The 15,629-nt window shown below is 60.1% G+C and carries 21 protein-coding genes; 16 read left to right on the top strand and 5 right to left on the bottom strand.

From position 1 onward, the window contains the following. Positions 1 to 2 precede the first annotated feature (2 nt). The 8 genes from lptC (at position 3) to BZL41_RS19100 (ending at position 5,581) form a co-directional block, all read left to right on the top strand. Positions 3 to 572 carry an LPS export ABC transporter periplasmic protein LptC gene (lptC, locus tag BZL41_RS19135; RefSeq protein ID WP_095600770.1) on the top strand — a complete coding sequence of 190 codons (570 nt, stop codon included), beginning with the start codon at positions 3 to 5 and terminating at the stop codon, positions 570 to 572. Then, entirely contained in the window at positions 559 to 1,104 is a 546-nt protein-coding gene (lptA, locus tag BZL41_RS19130; RefSeq protein ID WP_095600769.1) for a lipopolysaccharide transport periplasmic protein LptA, read from the top strand. The genes lptC and lptA overlap by 14 nt, the downstream gene beginning before the upstream one ends. Beyond that, the gene (gene lptB / locus BZL41_RS19125; RefSeq protein WP_084336542.1) at positions 1,104 to 1,829 is read left to right on the top strand and encodes an LPS export ABC transporter ATP-binding protein; all 726 of its coding nucleotides are present in this window, start codon (positions 1,104 to 1,106) and stop codon (positions 1,827 to 1,829) included. Before lptA ends, lptB begins: the two co-directional genes overlap by 1 nt. A gap of 228 nt (positions 1,830 to 2,057) precedes the next feature. Then, positions 2,058 to 3,548 carry an RNA polymerase factor sigma-54 gene (locus BZL41_RS19120; RefSeq protein WP_095600768.1) on the top strand — a complete coding sequence of 497 codons (1,491 nt, stop codon included), beginning with the start codon at positions 2,058 to 2,060 and terminating at the stop codon, positions 3,546 to 3,548. An 84-nt stretch (positions 3,549 to 3,632) separates the two neighbouring features. After that, on the top strand, positions 3,633 to 3,941 hold the full coding sequence (gene hpf / locus BZL41_RS19115) for a ribosome hibernation-promoting factor, HPF/YfiA family (RefSeq protein WP_084336540.1): 309 nt from the start codon (positions 3,633 to 3,635) through the stop codon (positions 3,939 to 3,941). Between the two features lie 16 nt (positions 3,942 to 3,957). Further along, positions 3,958 to 4,422 (top strand): PTS IIA-like nitrogen regulatory protein PtsN, encoded by a 465-nt coding sequence (gene ptsN / locus BZL41_RS19110; RefSeq protein WP_095600767.1) that lies wholly within the window; start codon positions 3,958 to 3,960, stop codon positions 4,420 to 4,422. Between the two features lie 10 nt (positions 4,423 to 4,432). Further along, positions 4,433 to 5,290 (top strand): RNase adapter RapZ, encoded by an 858-nt coding sequence (rapZ, locus tag BZL41_RS19105; protein ID WP_084336538.1) that lies wholly within the window; start codon positions 4,433 to 4,435, stop codon positions 5,288 to 5,290. Positions 5,291 to 5,308: 18 nt separating this feature from the next. Beyond that, positions 5,309 to 5,581, top strand: coding sequence for an HPr family phosphocarrier protein (locus BZL41_RS19100; protein WP_095600766.1), 273 nt, complete (start codon positions 5,309 to 5,311; stop codon positions 5,579 to 5,581). A 35-nt stretch (positions 5,582 to 5,616) separates the two neighbouring features. On the opposite strand, the gene BZL41_RS19095 is transcribed toward BZL41_RS19100, so the two are convergent. Continuing rightward, entirely contained in the window at positions 5,617 to 6,726 is a 1,110-nt protein-coding gene (locus BZL41_RS19095) for a tyrosine-type recombinase/integrase (protein WP_095600765.1), read from the bottom strand. A gap of 5 nt (positions 6,727 to 6,731) precedes the next feature. Further along, positions 6,732 to 6,971 carry a DNA-binding transcriptional regulator gene (locus BZL41_RS19090; protein WP_095600898.1) on the bottom strand — a complete coding sequence of 80 codons (240 nt, stop codon included), beginning with the start codon at positions 6,969 to 6,971 and terminating at the stop codon, positions 6,732 to 6,734. An 89-nt stretch (positions 6,972 to 7,060) separates the two neighbouring features. Here BZL41_RS19090 and BZL41_RS19085 point away from each other — a divergent pair, with 89 nt between their 5' ends. From BZL41_RS19085 to BZL41_RS19050, 7 genes are all read left to right on the top strand, one after another. Then, complete coding sequence (locus BZL41_RS19085; RefSeq protein ID WP_095600764.1) at positions 7,061 to 7,288, top strand: hypothetical protein; 228 nt, start codon at positions 7,061 to 7,063, stop codon at positions 7,286 to 7,288. A 9-nt stretch (positions 7,289 to 7,297) separates the two neighbouring features. Further along, a complete protein-coding gene (locus BZL41_RS19080; RefSeq protein ID WP_095600763.1) occupies positions 7,298 to 9,952 on the top strand; it encodes a toprim domain-containing protein in 2,655 nt (884 codons plus the stop codon). Positions 9,953 to 10,414: 462 nt separating this feature from the next. Further along, positions 10,415 to 10,594, top strand: coding sequence for a hypothetical protein (locus BZL41_RS19075; protein WP_095600762.1), 180 nt, complete (start codon positions 10,415 to 10,417; stop codon positions 10,592 to 10,594). Then, positions 10,591 to 10,977 carry a hypothetical protein gene (locus BZL41_RS19070; protein WP_095600761.1) on the top strand — a complete coding sequence of 129 codons (387 nt, stop codon included), beginning with the start codon at positions 10,591 to 10,593 and terminating at the stop codon, positions 10,975 to 10,977. The genes BZL41_RS19075 and BZL41_RS19070 overlap by 4 nt, the downstream gene beginning before the upstream one ends. Positions 10,978 to 10,990: 13 nt before the next feature. Then, a complete protein-coding gene (locus BZL41_RS19065; protein ID WP_095600760.1) occupies positions 10,991 to 11,344 on the top strand; it encodes a hypothetical protein in 354 nt (117 codons plus the stop codon). Continuing rightward, positions 11,341 to 11,655, top strand: coding sequence for a hypothetical protein (locus BZL41_RS19060; RefSeq protein WP_095600759.1), 315 nt, complete (start codon positions 11,341 to 11,343; stop codon positions 11,653 to 11,655). The genes BZL41_RS19065 and BZL41_RS19060 overlap by 4 nt, the downstream gene beginning before the upstream one ends. Positions 11,656 to 11,971: 316 nt before the next feature. Next, positions 11,972 to 12,187, top strand: a complete 216-nt coding sequence (locus tag BZL41_RS19050; RefSeq protein ID WP_174706186.1) for a hypothetical protein — start codon at positions 11,972 to 11,974, stop codon at positions 12,185 to 12,187. 643 nt (positions 12,188 to 12,830) lie between these two features. Here the strand turns inward: BZL41_RS19050 and BZL41_RS19045 are convergent. Then, the gene (locus tag BZL41_RS19045) at positions 12,831 to 13,091 is read right to left on the bottom strand and encodes an ogr/Delta-like zinc finger family protein (RefSeq protein ID WP_095600757.1); all 261 of its coding nucleotides are present in this window, start codon (positions 13,089 to 13,091) and stop codon (positions 12,831 to 12,833) included. A 165-nt stretch (positions 13,092 to 13,256) separates the two neighbouring features. Between BZL41_RS19045 and BZL41_RS19040 the strand changes: the two genes are divergently transcribed. Beyond that, on the top strand, positions 13,257 to 13,556 hold the full coding sequence (locus tag BZL41_RS19040; protein ID WP_143518124.1) for a hypothetical protein: 300 nt from the start codon (positions 13,257 to 13,259) through the stop codon (positions 13,554 to 13,556). A 22-nt stretch (positions 13,557 to 13,578) separates the two neighbouring features. Here the strand turns inward: BZL41_RS19040 and BZL41_RS29160 are convergent, their stop codons facing one another. Both BZL41_RS29160 and BZL41_RS19030 read right to left on the bottom strand, forming a co-directional pair. Further along, the gene (locus BZL41_RS29160; protein ID WP_256578205.1) at positions 13,579 to 14,424 is read right to left on the bottom strand and encodes a phage portal protein; all 846 of its coding nucleotides are present in this window, start codon (positions 14,422 to 14,424) and stop codon (positions 13,579 to 13,581) included. Continuing rightward, positions 14,336 to 15,629: terminase large subunit domain-containing protein (locus tag BZL41_RS19030; RefSeq protein ID WP_218224575.1), on the bottom strand; the 1,294-nt coding region annotated here is incomplete at its 5' end. The genes BZL41_RS29160 and BZL41_RS19030, both read right to left, overlap by 89 nt.

Below are 15,629 nucleotides of genomic sequence, written 5' to 3'. Positions count from 1 at the left end.
CCATGCTGCGTAAACTGCGCTTCATCGTCCTGCTCAGCCTGATCGCGGCCCTGCTGGCCGCCGTGGGCTACTGGAACATTCGCCCGGAAAGCTTTCTGGACCGCCCCGTCGCAGCCGTCGACGAAAGCGCCATCGACTTCTATGCGATCAATGCACGCAGCGTGCAATTCCAGGAGGACGGCAAACTTCGTTACGAGATGCGCGCCGACAGACTGGAGCACGTCAAGGCCACGGACATCACCCTGCTGAACAAGCCGGACCTGCTGCTCTATCGCGGCACTGAATTGCCCTGGCACGTGCGCAGCGACCGCGGCGAAGTCGCCCCCGAAGGCCAGGAAGTCGAGCTGATCGAAGCCGTCCGCGTCGAACGCACCGATGCCAAGGGCCGCCCGACCATTCTCACCACCAGCCGTCTGACCGTGTTCCCCGAGAAGGAATATGCGCAGACCCAGCAAGCCGTTAGAATCGAGGCCGCCAACGGGGTGACCACGGCACAGGGAATGAAAGCGTATTTGAATGATGGCAGGATGCTCCTGCTGTCCAACGTAAGAGGCCAGCATGAGGTTCGTTAACCCCCTCCCCCTTCTGCTCAGCTTGAGCGCCGCGCTAGGAAGCGTGAGCGCGTGGGCATTGCCCAGCGACCGGGATCAACCCATCCGCGTCCAGGCCGATAGCGCCGAGCTCGACGACAAGCAGGGCGTAGCCGTCTATCGCGGCGACGTCGTGATCACCCAGGGCACCCTGAAGATCACCGGCAACACGGTAACCATCACGCAGAACAAGAACGGCGACATCGAAGTCTTCACGGCCGTCGGCAAGCCCGCGTATTACGAGCAGAAGCCGGCGGTGGACAAGGAGATCGTCAAGGCTTACGGCCTGACCATTCAGTACTTCGCCGCCAACGAGCGCATCGTCCTGCTCGACCAGGCCAAGGTCATCCAGGAAGGCAACACCTTCGAAGGCGAAAAGATCGTCTATGACACCCAGCGCCAGATCGTCAACGCAGGGCGCGCCAGCGGCGCCGAGGTGACGACGCCACGCCCGCGCATCGACATGGTCATCCAGCCGAGGAAGAAGGAACAGCCTGCGGAGCAGCCCCAGTAATGGCCACCCTGAAAGCCCAGCACCTGGCCAAGAGCTATAAGGGCCGCCAGGTCGTCCGCGACGTCAGCCTGTCCATCGACAGCGGCCAGATCGTCGGCCTGCTCGGCCCCAATGGCGCCGGCAAGACCACCTGCTTCTACATGATCGTCGGCCTGGTCCAGGCCGATCAGGGCCGCATCCTGATCGACGATCGCGACGTCAGCCACCAGCCGATGCATGGCCGTGCCCGCGCAGGCATCGGCTATCTGCCGCAGGAAGCCTCGATCTTCCGCAAGCTCAGCGTGGCCGACAACATCATGGCGATCCTGGAAACCCGCAAGGACCTCGATCGCGCCGGCCGCCAGCAGGCCCTGGAAGCGCTGCTGCAGGAATTCCACATCAGCCATATCCGCGACAGCCTTGGCATGAGCCTGTCGGGCGGCGAGCGGCGCCGCGTGGAAATCGCCCGGGCACTGGCCACCTCGCCCAAGTTCATCCTGCTCGACGAACCCTTTGCCGGCGTGGACCCGATTTCCGTGGGCGATATCAAGCAAATCATCCACCATCTGAAGGGCAAGGGCATCGGCGTACTGATCACCGACCATAATGTCCGCGAGACACTGGATATCTGCGAAACGGCCTATATCGTCAACGACGGCCAGTTGATCGCCGAAGGCGATGCCGAGACAATCCTGGCCAACCAGTTGGTCAAGGAAGTCTACCTCGGCCACGAGTTCCGCCTGTAACCCCACCCGGATCGATTCCGGATGGGCGCACGGATGCAGCGCATCGCCTGCTGCCTTTTCCTTCCCTGCCGCGGCGGCATCGAGCCGCTTCCCGAGCGGCATGAGAAGGGAAATTTTTGAAGACACGGCCTAGTCAAAGCAGACGAAGTCAGGCATATAATTTGCTTCCTGGTGGCGCTTCAGCGCCCTGTAGTGGATGGCGCAGACGCGCCGGCAAATAAGGTCGCCATGAAACCATCGCTAGTCCTTAAGATGGGCCAGCAGCTGACGATGACACCTCAGCTGCAACAGGCCATCCGCCTGCTCCAACTGTCCACCCTGGATTTGCAACAGGAAATCCAGGAGGCTCTCGAATCCAACCCGATGCTCGAGCGTCAGGAGGAAGGTGACGACTTCGACAACTCCGACCCATTGGCCGATGGCGAAGAGTTGCCCAATCCCGGCAGTCAGGAAGTATCCTTCCAAGACGCCGCACCGACGGTGGAAACCCTGGAAGATGGCGAGTGGCACGAACGCATTCCCAGCGAACTGCCGGTCGACACCGCCTGGGAAGACGTCTACCAGACCAGCGCCAGCAGTCTACCCAGCAGCGATGACGACGAGTGGGACTTCACTTCCCGCACCTCTGCGGGTGAAAGCCTGCAAAGCCACCTGCTCTGGCAATTGAATCTGGCACCGATGTCGGACACCGATCGCCTGATCGCCACCACCATCATCGATTGCATCGACAACAACGGTTATCTCGAGGAAAGCCTCGAGGAAATCCTCGAATCCTTCGACCCCGAGCTCGACATCGAGCTGGATGAAGTCGAAGTTGTCCTGCACCGCATCCAACAGTTCGAGCCCGCTGGCGTGGGTGCCCGCGACCTGCGTGAATGCCTGACCCTGCAACTGCGCCAGCTACCCGCCGACACGCCTTGGCTGGACGAAGCCAAGCGCTTGTCCAGCGACTACCTCGACCTGCTCGGCAGCCGCGACTACAGCCAACTGATGCGGCGCATGAAGCTCAAGGAAGACGAACTGCGCCAGGTCATCGAACTGATCCAGAGCCTCAACCCACGCCCCGGTTCGCAGATCGAGGCCAGCGAGCCCGAATATGTCGTGCCCGACGTGGTGGTGCGCAAGCACAACGACCGTTGGCTGGTGGAGCTGAACCAGGAAGCAGTGCCGCGCCTGCGGGTCAATCCTCATTATGCCGGCTTCGTCCGACGTGCCGACTCCAGTGCCGACAACACCTTCATGCGCAATCAGTTGCAGGAGGCACGCTGGTTCATCAAGAGCCTGCAAAGCCGCAACGAAACCCTGATGAAGGTGGCGACCCAGATCGTCGAACACCAGCGCGGTTTCCTCGAATACGGCGAAGAGGCGATGAAGCCCCTGGTCCTGCACGACATCGCCGAAGCGGTGGGCATGCACGAGTCGACCATTTCCCGGGTGACCACCCAGAAGTTTATGCATACCCCGCGCGGGATCTACGAACTGAAGTACTTTTTCTCCAGCCACGTCAGCACCTCCGAAGGCGGCGAATGCTCCTCCACGGCGATCCGGGCGATCATCAAGAAACTGGTCGCGGCGGAAAATCCGAAAAAGCCGTTGAGCGACAGCAAGATCGCTGGTTTACTGGAGGCACAGGGCATTCAAGTAGCCCGCCGCACGGTCGCCAAGTACCGCGAGTCGCTCGGGATAGCACCTTCCAGCGAACGCAAGCGCCTGATGTGACGTGGCATTGACCCAAGCCAAAGTGTTCCGGTGACAGGCCCGTTAGCCTGTCTCTAATACACACGGGCAACAAGGAGAAGCGGTATGCAAGTCAACATCAGTGGACATCAACTGGTTGTGACCGACGCCCTACGCGACTATGTCGCTGAAAAACTCAGTCGATTGGAACGCCACTTCGACCGAATCACCAACGTGCAGGTGATCATGGAGGTTGAGAAACTCAAGCAGAAAATCGAAGCCACCCTGCACATCGCTGGCGGCGAGGTCGTCGCCAACGCCGAACATGAAGACATGTACGCGGCCATCGACCTTCTGACCGACAAACTCGATCGTCAATTGATCAAGCACAAGGAAAAGCAGCTCAATCGCCAGCAGGGTGCAATGGCCCGCTGACGCTTTCTCCCTTCTTATGATCCGACTAGAAAATATCCTGACCCCCGGCCGTTCCTTGGTGAACGTGCCGGGAGGCAGCAAGAAACGTGTACTCGAACAGATAGCCAACCTGGTTGCTCGCGAAGTGCCCGAGCTCGATAGCCAGGATATATTCGAGAGCCTGATCGCCCGCGAAAAGCTCGGTTCCACCGGCTTCGGCAACGGCATCGCGATCCCCCATTGCCGGTTGCCCGGCTGTACTTCGCCGATCAGTGCCCTGCTCCGACTCGACTCCCCCGTGGACTTCGATGCCATCGACGGTGCCCCGGTCGATCTGCTGTTCGTCCTGCTGGTTCCCGAAGCAGCCACCGATGAACACCTCGAACTGCTCCGCCAGATCGCCAGCATGCTCGACCGTGGCGACGTACGCGAACGTCTGCGCCAGGCGCCGAGCGGCGAAGCCCTGTATCAGGTGGTGGTAGACATCCAGAACGGCCGATAGGGTTTCCGACATGCGCCTGATCATCGTCAGCGGACGCTCCGGTTCGGGCAAGAGCACTGCCCTCGACGTACTCGAGGACAATGGCTTCTATTGCATCGACAACCTGCCCGCCGGCTTGCTGCCTGAACTGGCCGAACGCGCATTGCTCCATACCGAACTGCTGCATCCGCAGGTTGCGGTGTCCATCGACGCACGCAATCTCCCCAGCCATCTGCAGCGCTTTCCCGATCTGCTGGAAGAGGTCCGCGCCCGCCACATCCTCTGTGATGTGCTCTACCTTGACGCCGACGACGAGACGTTGCTCAAGCGCTTCTCGGAGACCCGACGACGGCACCCGCTGACCAACGAAACACGCTCTCTGGCCGAAGCGATCCATGACGAAGGCGGCCTTCTCGGCCCGATCGCCGATCTGGCCGACCTCAAGATCGATACCACCCACCTCAACCTCTACCAGCTCCGCGACACGATCAAGCTGCGCCTGCTGAACAAGCCGGAGCCCGGCACGGCCTTTCTGGTCGAATCGTTCGGGTTCAAACGCGGCATGCCGGTGGATGCGGATCTGGTATTCGATGTGCGCTGCCTGCCGAATCCGTACTGGAAACCGGAACTGCGCGACTTTTCCGGCCTGGACCAGCCGGTGATCGAATATCTTGCAGCGCAACCCGATGTCGAAGACATGTATCAGGACATTCGCGGCTATCTGCAGAAGTGGCTGCCGCGATTCGCCGCGAGCAATCGCGCCTATGTCACCATCGCCATCGGTTGTACCGGCGGGCACCACCGCTCGGTGTACCTGGCGGAACGGCTAGGCCAAGTCCTGAAAGAACAACTGAAGAACGTTCAGGTTCGCCACCGCGACCTCCGCTGAAAGAAGGATTCAAGCGCGATGCCTGCCTGCGAAATCACCATTATCAACAAGCTCGGCCTGCACGCCCGCGCAGCCGCCAAGTTCGTTGGCGTTGCCGGCCGCTTCCCCTGCCAAGTCAAGGTTGGCCGCTCACCGGAAAGCCTCGTCGATGGCAAGAGCATCATGGCTGTCATGATGCTCGCCGCCGGGAAGGGAACACCGATTCATCTCCACACCGAAGGCGAACAGGACGACGACGCCCTGAACGCCTTGATCGAACTGATCAACAATAGATTCGACGAAGGAGAATAGACAGGAGAACAGCGAGGACGAAAACCGCATGAAATCTAGGCGGCAGCTTCGTTCTCAGTGTCCACCCCAATTTCACAATCCGCCTTATTGTCCACAAAGTGTCCACAGCCTTTCGCCAATGGGTTGAGATTGACCACTTCGGCTAAATGCCCCGGGCTGAAATGTGCATAGCGCATTGTCATCGTAAGGTTCGAATGCCCAAGCACCCGCTGAAGGGTCAAGATGTCCCCACCATTCATCATGTAGTGGCTCGCGAAGGTATGACGTAGCACATGGGTGAGTTGCCCTTTCGGCAAGCTCAAATCAAGTTCTGCAACTGCCAGTTCAAACGCTTTGTAAGTCGCAGAGTACGATGAGCGCCATGGCAAACTCTCCTCGAGCATCTTCTGCAGTTCGGATGATATTGGCACCGCCCTGTTCCTAGCTGACTTGGTGCGAACAAAATAGATACGCCCATCGCGTACCTGGCTAGGCTGCAAAGCCATCGCCTCTGCCCACCGAGCCCCAGTAGCAAGGCAGACTCTGGCAACCATTCCAACTGTGGACGGGTGCCGATCAAGCTTCGCCAAAAGGATCGGAATTTCGTCGGCGCTTAGATATCCCATCTCAGCCTCATCGTGCTTTAGCGCCCGGACTTTCTTTAGCGGATTCTCCCCAGACCATTTGCCCAGGCGCTCCAGCTCGTTGAACATCGCTCGCAGATGGGTCAGTTCGTGATTCAACGTCTTGGGGGCCACTTGGCGGGCGTCTTCTCCCTTTCGCTTACCAGATCCAACACTGAGACGCCCCCACTGGCCGGCTAGCCGTGCAGCCCGATAGTCGGCAAACATCTCGGCGGTAAAATGGCAAGCCTTCGGATCCCCGATACGCTCGACTGTTGTCAGCATCTCCCTCCGCCGCTTATCGCCCTGTTTCAAGCTGCTACCGTGCAGAGTGAACCAGAGAGTCACCAATTCACTCAGCCGACGCTCATCTCGCTTCGGCTTCTTCTCAAACTCCCCCTTGGCACCGTCCCCCATGATCCGGTTCTGGTAAACCATTGCCTCGTTCTTGGTACGGAACTTCTTCCGGATTCGCGGGCCGTTGCGCCCCTCCGGCCGACAGTCCACCAACCACTGCCCATCGTCTAGTTTCTTGATCGTCATAGTGATTAAACCGGGCTGATCTGCCCGCACTCCGGCGCAGTTGTGTCAGTCACAAGCCACAACGCGTACTTCATGAAACGAGGGTGTGCCGTGAGCTTCAGCAGTTCCAGCGAACTGACTTCCTTCCTACGCATCAGCTCATAGCTTTTCCATGTCGACAGATTGATACCCGTTGCCTCGCACAGCTCGGCCTGTGTGAGCCCCTCCCGCAAACGGATCGCTTTCAGCTTCTCGAACAGTTCCATATGCCCCCTTGACAGGTGTACGAACGCGACCATAACCTTGGTCGCGCTTGTACACCTTTTCCGAAAATATTTACGGGGAGCTTATCAAAATGCAGATAACCATCGACACGCCCTACGTAACACCAAACGAGTTTGCGCGCCGGGCAGGACTCAGCGAGCGGTCTGTCCGCCACAAGATCGAGCAAGGTGTGATTCTGGTTCGGGAGAAGTCAGCCGGAGAGAAGGGCACGGTCTTCATCAACATGATTCACCTGGCCATAGAAGCCGCCGAACAGGCCGAGCGCGTGCGCGACAAGAACATTGCCAGCACTCGCTAAGGCCAGACGATGAATTACGAAGACATCTATCGGCTGGACGTGTTGGAAGCCTTGGAGCGCGACACCCAGCTGGACTTCAAGGACATCGGCGACACCTACCTGCAGAAGGGCGTCTGCCCGAAGTGTGGCCATCGAACCCTGTACATCAGCCGCAAGCAGCCCTATCAGTTGGCATGCAACCGGCTGAACGAGTGCCGCCACACCGAGAAGACCCGCGAGCGCTACAGCTACCTGTTCGAGAACCTGAGCGAGCGTTTTCCGCGCACCGAGGCCAACCCCACCGCCACGGCCGACGCCTACCTACAACGCAACCGCGGCTTCGACACCAGCAAGATGCAAGGCTGGTACACCCAGGGGCGCCGCCAACTGGCCGACGACAGTTGGGGCGACACCGTGCGCTTCCCGGTATGCAATGGCTACTGGGAGCGCCTGATTGACGCCCGAGCGGTGGCCCGCAACGACGGTGACAAAGCCGGCATCAAGTACGGCATGAGCTACAAGGGGCAGGGCTGGGTACCGCCTGGCCAGACGTTCGAGAAGAACGATCGTGTGTACATCGTGGAAGGCATCTTCCACGCCATCGCCTTGCACCTGGCTGGCTATAAGGCCATTGCCGCCATCAGCTGCAACAACTTCCCCTGGCAGATCATCGAGGCCAACAAGGAGAAGCTGATCACTTGGGTGATCGCCCTGGACAACGACAAGGCCGGGCGCGCCGTGGTGCCCAAGTACCTGGCGCAGATTCGCAAGATGAAGGAAATCGGCTGGGTGGCACTCGGCGATCCCGACCGCGACTGGGACGACGTTTATCGAGACGGCCAGTTGGACGACGCCTACCTGCAGGAAGCCTGCTATCAGGGCCGTTTGTTCTGCGCGGCCACGCCGATGAAGAAGGCCTATCTGATCTACCTGAAAAAGCGGACCAGTTTCTTCCTGCTGGAGTTTGGAAGCTGCCTGTATTCAGCCCGGGTGAACCTGACCGAGCTGCAAAAAGAGATCGAGGGCGACGACATCGAGGGCCACCAGCCCGAGTTCGCCAAGCACACCACCATCGTGGAGGTGGCCAACTGCGTACCGCGCTTCGAGTACATCGAGCGCGATGCCGTTACCGGCGAGCAGCGCTTCTTTTTCAGCTTCGTGTTCCCCAACGCCCGGCGTAGCTGCCGCGAGGCCCTGCCGCCCAGCTCAGTGAACGACCCGCGCAACTTCGCCAAGGCCCTGATCGAGAAGACGCCCTTCGGCACCTTCGAGGGTGGCGAGAAGGTGCTGGCCATGCTGCGCAAGGAATGGCAGCGCGACGCCCGCACCGTGCGCACCCTGCCTTTCATTGGCTACGACGACGACACCGCGACCTATTGCTATCCGACCTTCGGCTTTCACAAAGGGAAAGAACTGATGAGCAACGAACACGGCTACCTGGAGATCAATGGCGAAGGACTGAAAACCTCCATCCGCACCCTGCCGGTGACACACGGTGGCGACTTCGACCCGGCATGGTTCGCCGACTTCCGTGCCGTGTTCGACGTCAATGGCCTGGCGGCACTGGCCTGGTGGACCGGCTCACTGTTCGCTCAGCAGATTCGTACAGCGCAGGCATCCTGGCCATTCCTGGAGCTGACCGGCGCTGCCGGTGCGGGGAAGTCCACCCTGCTGCGTTTCCTGTGGATGCTGGTCGGCCGGCGCAATGAAGAAGGTATCAAGCCCAGCGGCAGCGGCGCCTCGGCTATCGGCCTGCTGCGTGCCATGGCGGCCGTCAGCAACCTTCCGGTGGTGCTGCTGGAGTCGGACAAGACGACCACGGATGCCCTGGGCCGGGAGGTGGTCGTTCAGTACAACTGGGAGGAAATCAAGTCGCTGTTCGACTACAACGCCAAGCTGCGTGTGACGGGCGTGAAGAGCACCAACAGCGACACCGAAGCGTTACTGTTTCGCGGGGCGATCTGCATTTCCCAGAACACCAAGGTGGAGGGGCATGAGTCGATCATCACCCGTATCGTCTACCTGCACATGACCCGCGCCCATCATCGCCCGGCGCTCAAGCCGCTGGCCCAGCGCTTGCGCGGCATGGACGTGGAGAACCTGGCCGGCTTCCTGCGTGCCGCGCTATCCGATGAGCGTGGCTGGCTGGAGCGCTATTTCGCCGCATTCACGCACTACGAACAACGCTTCCAGGCCCTGAGCGGCGTGGAGCATGGCCGTATCGTGCAATGTCACGCTCAGGTGATGGCCGCAGCCAAGGCCACCCAGGCGTTGTTTCCGGCCTGGACGGACAACGACCTGGAGGACTTGGCCAAACACCTGGAAGGCTGCGCCCTGGAGCGTCAGCAGAGCATCAGCGCAGAAAACCGCAGCGCCGCCCAGTTCTGGCAGAACTACCACTTCCTGAACGAGGACGTGGTGACCATCACCGACGCCGACGGCACACGCGAAGAGATTCGCGAACGGCTGAATCACAGCAACGACCGCGAGCTGATCGCCATCAACCTGGAACACTTTCAGCAGGCCTGCCGGCAGGCCGGACTGGAGGCGATTCCCGCCGTCACCCTGCGCCGCGTGCTGCCACTGAGCACCACCCACCGCTTTATCGAAGTGCGCAAGGTGCGCTCCAAGCTGGAGAAGCGTCCCCTCAACTGCTGGGTGTTCGCCAAGCGGGGGGCGGAGTGATGAAGCGGGGGATGAAAGTAGGCCTGGGTGTGCCTGGAAGCCGTACAGCGGATTTGTGCGTACTGCCTGAATCTGTCCGGAACATCCGGAACAACGATAAGAGAAAGAAAAAACATCAGATAAATCAGTGTATTAGATGGGAATTCCTGTTCCGGAATGAGTGGAACAATCTGGAATACAGCGGAACAGAATCGTTCCTCCATGTTCCTCGGATGTTCCGCTTTTCAAGATTCGACCCAATCCGTCGCAGCCCTAGTGCCGTGCGGCTTACGGCGGATATCCAGAAAAAACCGTTCCAGAGTGTTCCGGATGGACCGGAACATTTCTCAGCAGGCGAAAGCCCCGAATGGCGCGGGCTCCAGACTTTCCCCCCTGCCGTTGTTCCGGATGTTCCGGACGTTCCGGGGGCATGCGCGGGGTTTTGTTTTTCGCGCTCGCCTTTCAGCCGCCAAGGTGCCCGCCATGGCCGAGCTGAGCCCCGATGAACACCGCCGCCGCGACTGCCTGGCGCGCCACCTGCTGAGCTGCTGGCGCCGGGCAGCCATCGTCGAGTGGCTGAATGATCCGAAGCACGGCGAAGCCTTCCGCGAAGACATGCGGGTCCGCCTGAATCGATTGAGAGCACAGGAGAAACAACGATGACCAGTTATCACCAACCCCACACCCTACCGGCAGACGCTCCCGGGATGACGAACCAATCCACCGACTTTCTGGACTGGTGGCGGCAAGGCGCTGAGCTGATCGGTGCGGTGGCCTTCCCCATGCTGTCGCCTACAGCCAACACCTGGGCCGATCTGCAACTGGCGAGCATGCCGCATCTGCTGAAAGCCCTGCACGTTCTGGACGTTCAACGCCGATCCCTTCTGCTGACGATGGCCTGCCTCGCCAACCCGGGCTGGGCGACCTGGCTGCAACGTGAATTCGGCCTGCATTACGGCCACCTCGGCGCCGCCCACCTGGGCGATGAGATTTTCACCGTCGTGGTAGGGCTGCTGGCCAGCTACCGCGATACCTCAAGCAACTGAAAGGAGAGCAACCATGGGCAGATCCATTAGTGCAACACTGGCCAAGGCCCTGGCCTACCAACTGCAACGCCCCGCCATCGTCACTGCCGGCGAGCAGGCGCTGCACCGGCTTATCCCCGTCGCCCTGCGAGACACCAGCCAAAGCCGGGTCGTCGCCCGTCTTTTGCTGAACCTCTACGACGGAAGCACCTACCCGTTCGATCTGACTGAGCTGCGCCTGCTGGATCTGGAACTGTTCGAGGACAGCCTGCGGGTGTTGATGCTGGATTACACCCCCGAAGTGGAAGTGCATGACCGCGTTCCGAATGGCGCCGAGATTTGGCAGCGCCTGATTGCCATGTGGGCACCGGGGGCGGTAGCGAAATGATCGTGTACTACAGCGCCAACGGCGTCAGCGGCCAGTTGCCGTTGCCTTCCAGCTTTGTCGAGGATTGCCGCGCCGAGGACTTGGCAGAGCTGGCTGCCAGCGATTTCTGGCGTAACCGCCCCACTGAAACCCCGCCGCTGATGACGCTAATCCACCTGCAGGACGTGGACGGGGTGGACCTGGGTATTTTCGAGGTACGGCGCGATATGCGCCCGGTCTTCACGGCCACCCTGCTGGGACAGGCCGAGAAAGGTGGGGCCGAGGGAGTGAGCTTGCCGGCCACCCTCCCTACGGCACCAGAGAGCAACTAAGAGGAGCACAACATGAACCCTTACCAACAGCAGCGCCTACGGCGCTCCGAAGCACTGATCCTGCTGCATTGCCAATTGATGCGCCGGCCCCGTCCGCATTCTATGTGGGGGCTTCTATGCCAGCAAATCCGCGCTGCCTTTTTGCACTTGGTCAGCCTGGCGGCCCGCAATACTCACCCCGTGCAGAGACTGGTCGTGGAGATCCAAACCCATGGATAAGTGCTTTTTCTGCGGCTCGGACAGCTGCGATTTCTGCCAACTGTGCCGCGAGGCGGGCCAACTGCTCAGACCACCCATACCAGTGAGCGCTGAGCGGATGCGCCAGATTCGCGAGCAGTTGGGGCTGGGCTCAGCCTTTCAGTTGTTCGAGGCCTCCCAGGTCCTGGACCTCTATACCGGTTTCGGGGTGGTCCAGGTGGCGCTGCCGCCGGGCGAATTCCTGGTAGCGCTGCAGGATCAGGTCGGCGTTCGTCGGTACGGCGTTGTCCGGTTTGAAGGCTTGCCTGATTCGGAGGGATGGGCTCAAAACTGAATATTTGATCCGAAACAAAGGGCGCCTCGGCGCCCTTTTTTATACCGTTTTCATATGAAAAAAACGAATCCCATTTATACCCAATCACAATGCCTTTCATCTGATTTAGATAGGTGTTTGTCCATGAGGTCGATCACGCTTTTGTTATTAAGCCAATCACTCGGAATGGTACTTTTGTACAAAAGTAATTTTGCCCATAATTACCTGTTTGGCTTTTGCGGAGTAAAGCGGTCTTGAAGAATTCTTCATTTAAAGAAATGAGTAAATCCGAATTATCTGAATACAGAGACAGGATCGGTCCGTAAAACGTCTTAGTTCACGGACAGCCTTGTGCCAAGGGGGTTTCTCAAAAACGTGTCTCAAAATTTTTTCGTCGGAAAGACCCTTGACGAATCAAAATGCCACTATCTAAACTCCCGCCCCGTTGTAACGGCCAGATAGGGAGTACGTAGTTTATGGCTGCAACTGCAATCGACGTAACTGAGTTACGGGGAGAGATTCAAGACTTCGCGAATTCGCTAGCGCTCTTGGTGGACATAATGGCCTCCGGGATACCATTATCCGAGCGCGGACAAGTTGGCTTGTTGGAATTTGGCCACTACAGCCAACAACGAATTATCGCCGTGGAGGAAAAGTTACGATATTACGGTGAAGCCAACGATCCCAGTTGATCGAACAGCTGGCGCTGTTTCGCCACGGGAAGTTCGCGGAGGCGGTCGAACAGCAATTGATCGATTGCCCCCGCCGCCGGCCGAAGCGGATGCGAATAGGTCAGGTTCATGACGAACGTATGGCCACACCGAGGGTCAAGGCACTGGCAGTACAGCCGGGCGAACTCCACCGACAGCTCGTCACGCGAACCGATCCGGGCCTTGCCACCACATTCCTTGCAGTAAATCCGCACTGCTGCCTCCAAGGTGTTCGAACGTACACCTATTTTGCCACAACATCTTGTGTCATCGAGGCAGTGCGGCCCCGATCCTGTCTGATCGCGAAGCCTAATTTCTTGACCAATTTCACCCGATGAAAGCCAGGGATTTCGCAGTCGTGCCTCGGATCGACTGGTACGGTGTTCCTGTTTCATCTCAATGGAATGGAAGCCATGCTCTTGCCAACGAAGCGTTATGTCGTCTGCTCAGGCCTGTTCGTTCGTTTTTGCGATGCCCCCAACGAACACTTCGCCGCCGCTCAATTCAGCCCGCCCAATCGCCATCTTCTGGTTCACCGCACCGATCCGGATCAGCCCGTGCGCTGGTGGATAGCGGAAGTCTCACCGAGGCAAGAACGGCTGATCATCAACCTGCCTCCTGCTGAGCGCTTGGACGCCGTCCAGAATCTGGACGGCTGCGTCGCGCTGTGTGAGGTCTGATCCGGTGCCGTTGTTTGCCCTTTCAGGGCAGGTCGAACGCGATCTGGCGATCTCCGCGCAGCGTCGCGTTCACCTGCAGGAATAGCTGGCAGATCGGCCGGATCTCGTTGTTGGTGTACACCCGGTCGATCTTCTCGATATCGCCGAAGCCGCCAGCGTTCTCCGGCATGATCCCGGCCAGGGCCGGGTTCATGCGCCAAGCCGCGATCACGTCCGCCCGGGTGATGTTCTTCACTCGCTCGAATTCGTCCTTGGTGGCGATGTCCCCCACCGGGATGATCTGAATCGCTTTCTCGCTGCCGCCCGGGATGTTGACGAACATCGACCGGAAGTTGCCCACCCCCTTGCTCGCACTGATCTGGGCTTTCAGGGCTTCTTCATCCTCTTCGGACAGGTCCGGGTCGTTCGTGTAGAACACATAGCCGGCGTGGGCGCCGTTGTTGTAGTAGCGGCGCCGGAACAGCGTGGCGGACTCGTTGAGCAACAGCGAGTGCATGCCGCCCAGGTAGTCCGGCACGCCGTAGATATCCTGCTCCACGTCGTACTCCATGATGTGCTCCACCTCGTCCTCGGCGAAGTGAAGCGCCTGCCCCTTCGGCAGCAGCATGGCGAACCCGCCGTCCACCTTGCGGCGCATGTTGATGGCCGGCAGATGCTTCAGTTCGACCACCTGGCCGATGACGTTGCGCAGCCGCTGCAGGTAGGCCTCGCCGAACACCATGAAGTCCAGGGCCGCCCGGCCCATGGTGTGGGCGCTGCAGCCGCTGGAGGGACGGAAGTCACGCAACAGCAGGTTGCGCTTGAAGCGCGGAATGGTGCCGTGGTGCGGGTTGGCGCGCAGCAGCTTGGCCAGCCCGGTGCGAGACACCGGCGGGGTGTAGAGGCGGCCGTCGTCGCTGGCGAACACGCCCAGGTACTCGCCCATGTTGCCGGTCAGGACGGACTCTGGCGCCCCGAACGTAAAGACCCGAGTGCGCGGTGATTGCTGCGGTGTTGTTTCCGGTGCGTGCGTTGCCATAACTGCCTTGTGGGAGTGTCGACCAGCGGCTGCGCCGCTTCTTGTTGGTGTTGAGGGGTTCGTTGGCCAGCGCGTGCATCACGGCCCAGGCCACGTCGGCGTGGCCGGTGGCGTCGGTGCGGGATGCGCTGTAGGTGATCTGTCCGCTGGCGGTGGCGCCGCGTTTGATGGTCAGGAAGGCGGCGGCGATATCGTTCCAGCCCGCGTCCCATTCGAGGCGTCCGCCCTGGATCGTGTCCTGGGCCTTGAGCACCAAGGCGTTCTTGGTTTCCAGGCTGTAGTGGATCGGCGTCGCCCGGGGGAAGAAGTCGCGCACCAGATCGAAGACGCCATAGCCCACACCAGTGACGTCGATCCCGATGTGCTGGACGTTGAAGCGCTCGCAGAGCTTCTTCACCTGGGCCGCTTGATAGGTGAACGAATGGCCGCGCCAGGAATGCTTTTCCAGTATCCGGAACCGGCCGCCCTGCTCCAGAGGCGGGGCGAGCACCACGCAGGTGGCGTCGTCGCGGGTCCGGCTGGGGTCGTAGCCCAGCCAGACCGGGCTGTTGCCGAAGGGGCGCAGAGCCTTAGGGTCCGGGTCGTAATCTTTCCATAGGCTCTGATCGGAGTAGCAGCGTTCGAGGTCGGCCAGGGTGAAGACGCTCTGTGTGCTGTCGATGAATTTGCACATGTAGAGCTGGTCGAAGCGGTCCTCGTCGTTCTCCAGGCGCAGGCGGTCGATATCGAACAGGTCGCACCCGCCCGCCGCCGCATCCTCGACGGTGATTACCTTGCGCCACTGCCCGTCCGGGCACAGCGCCCCCTGGCGAATGGCGGCCTCGCTCGGCCACTCCTGGGCCGTCTTTTTCCCGCGCTTGCTATTACGGAATTCTTCGCCCGTCCAGAACGGATAGGCTTGATGGGTGACGGCGCTCGGCGTGGAAAAGTAGGTCTTGCGCCACTTCGCATGCGACGCCATGGCGCCGGCCAGGTTGTTCAGCTTTTCGAAGTCGCGGATCCAGAAATACTCGTCGATGTAGACGTGCCCATGGTGGCCCTGGGCGGTGCTGCTG

It is taken from the genome of Pseudomonas sp. PIC25 (assembly GCF_002286785.1).
Classification (GTDB): domain Bacteria; phylum Pseudomonadota; class Gammaproteobacteria; order Pseudomonadales; family Pseudomonadaceae; genus Pseudomonas_M.
Note: the sequence above shows the minus strand (reverse complement) of the source record. Positions and strands in the feature narration are given on the sequence as shown.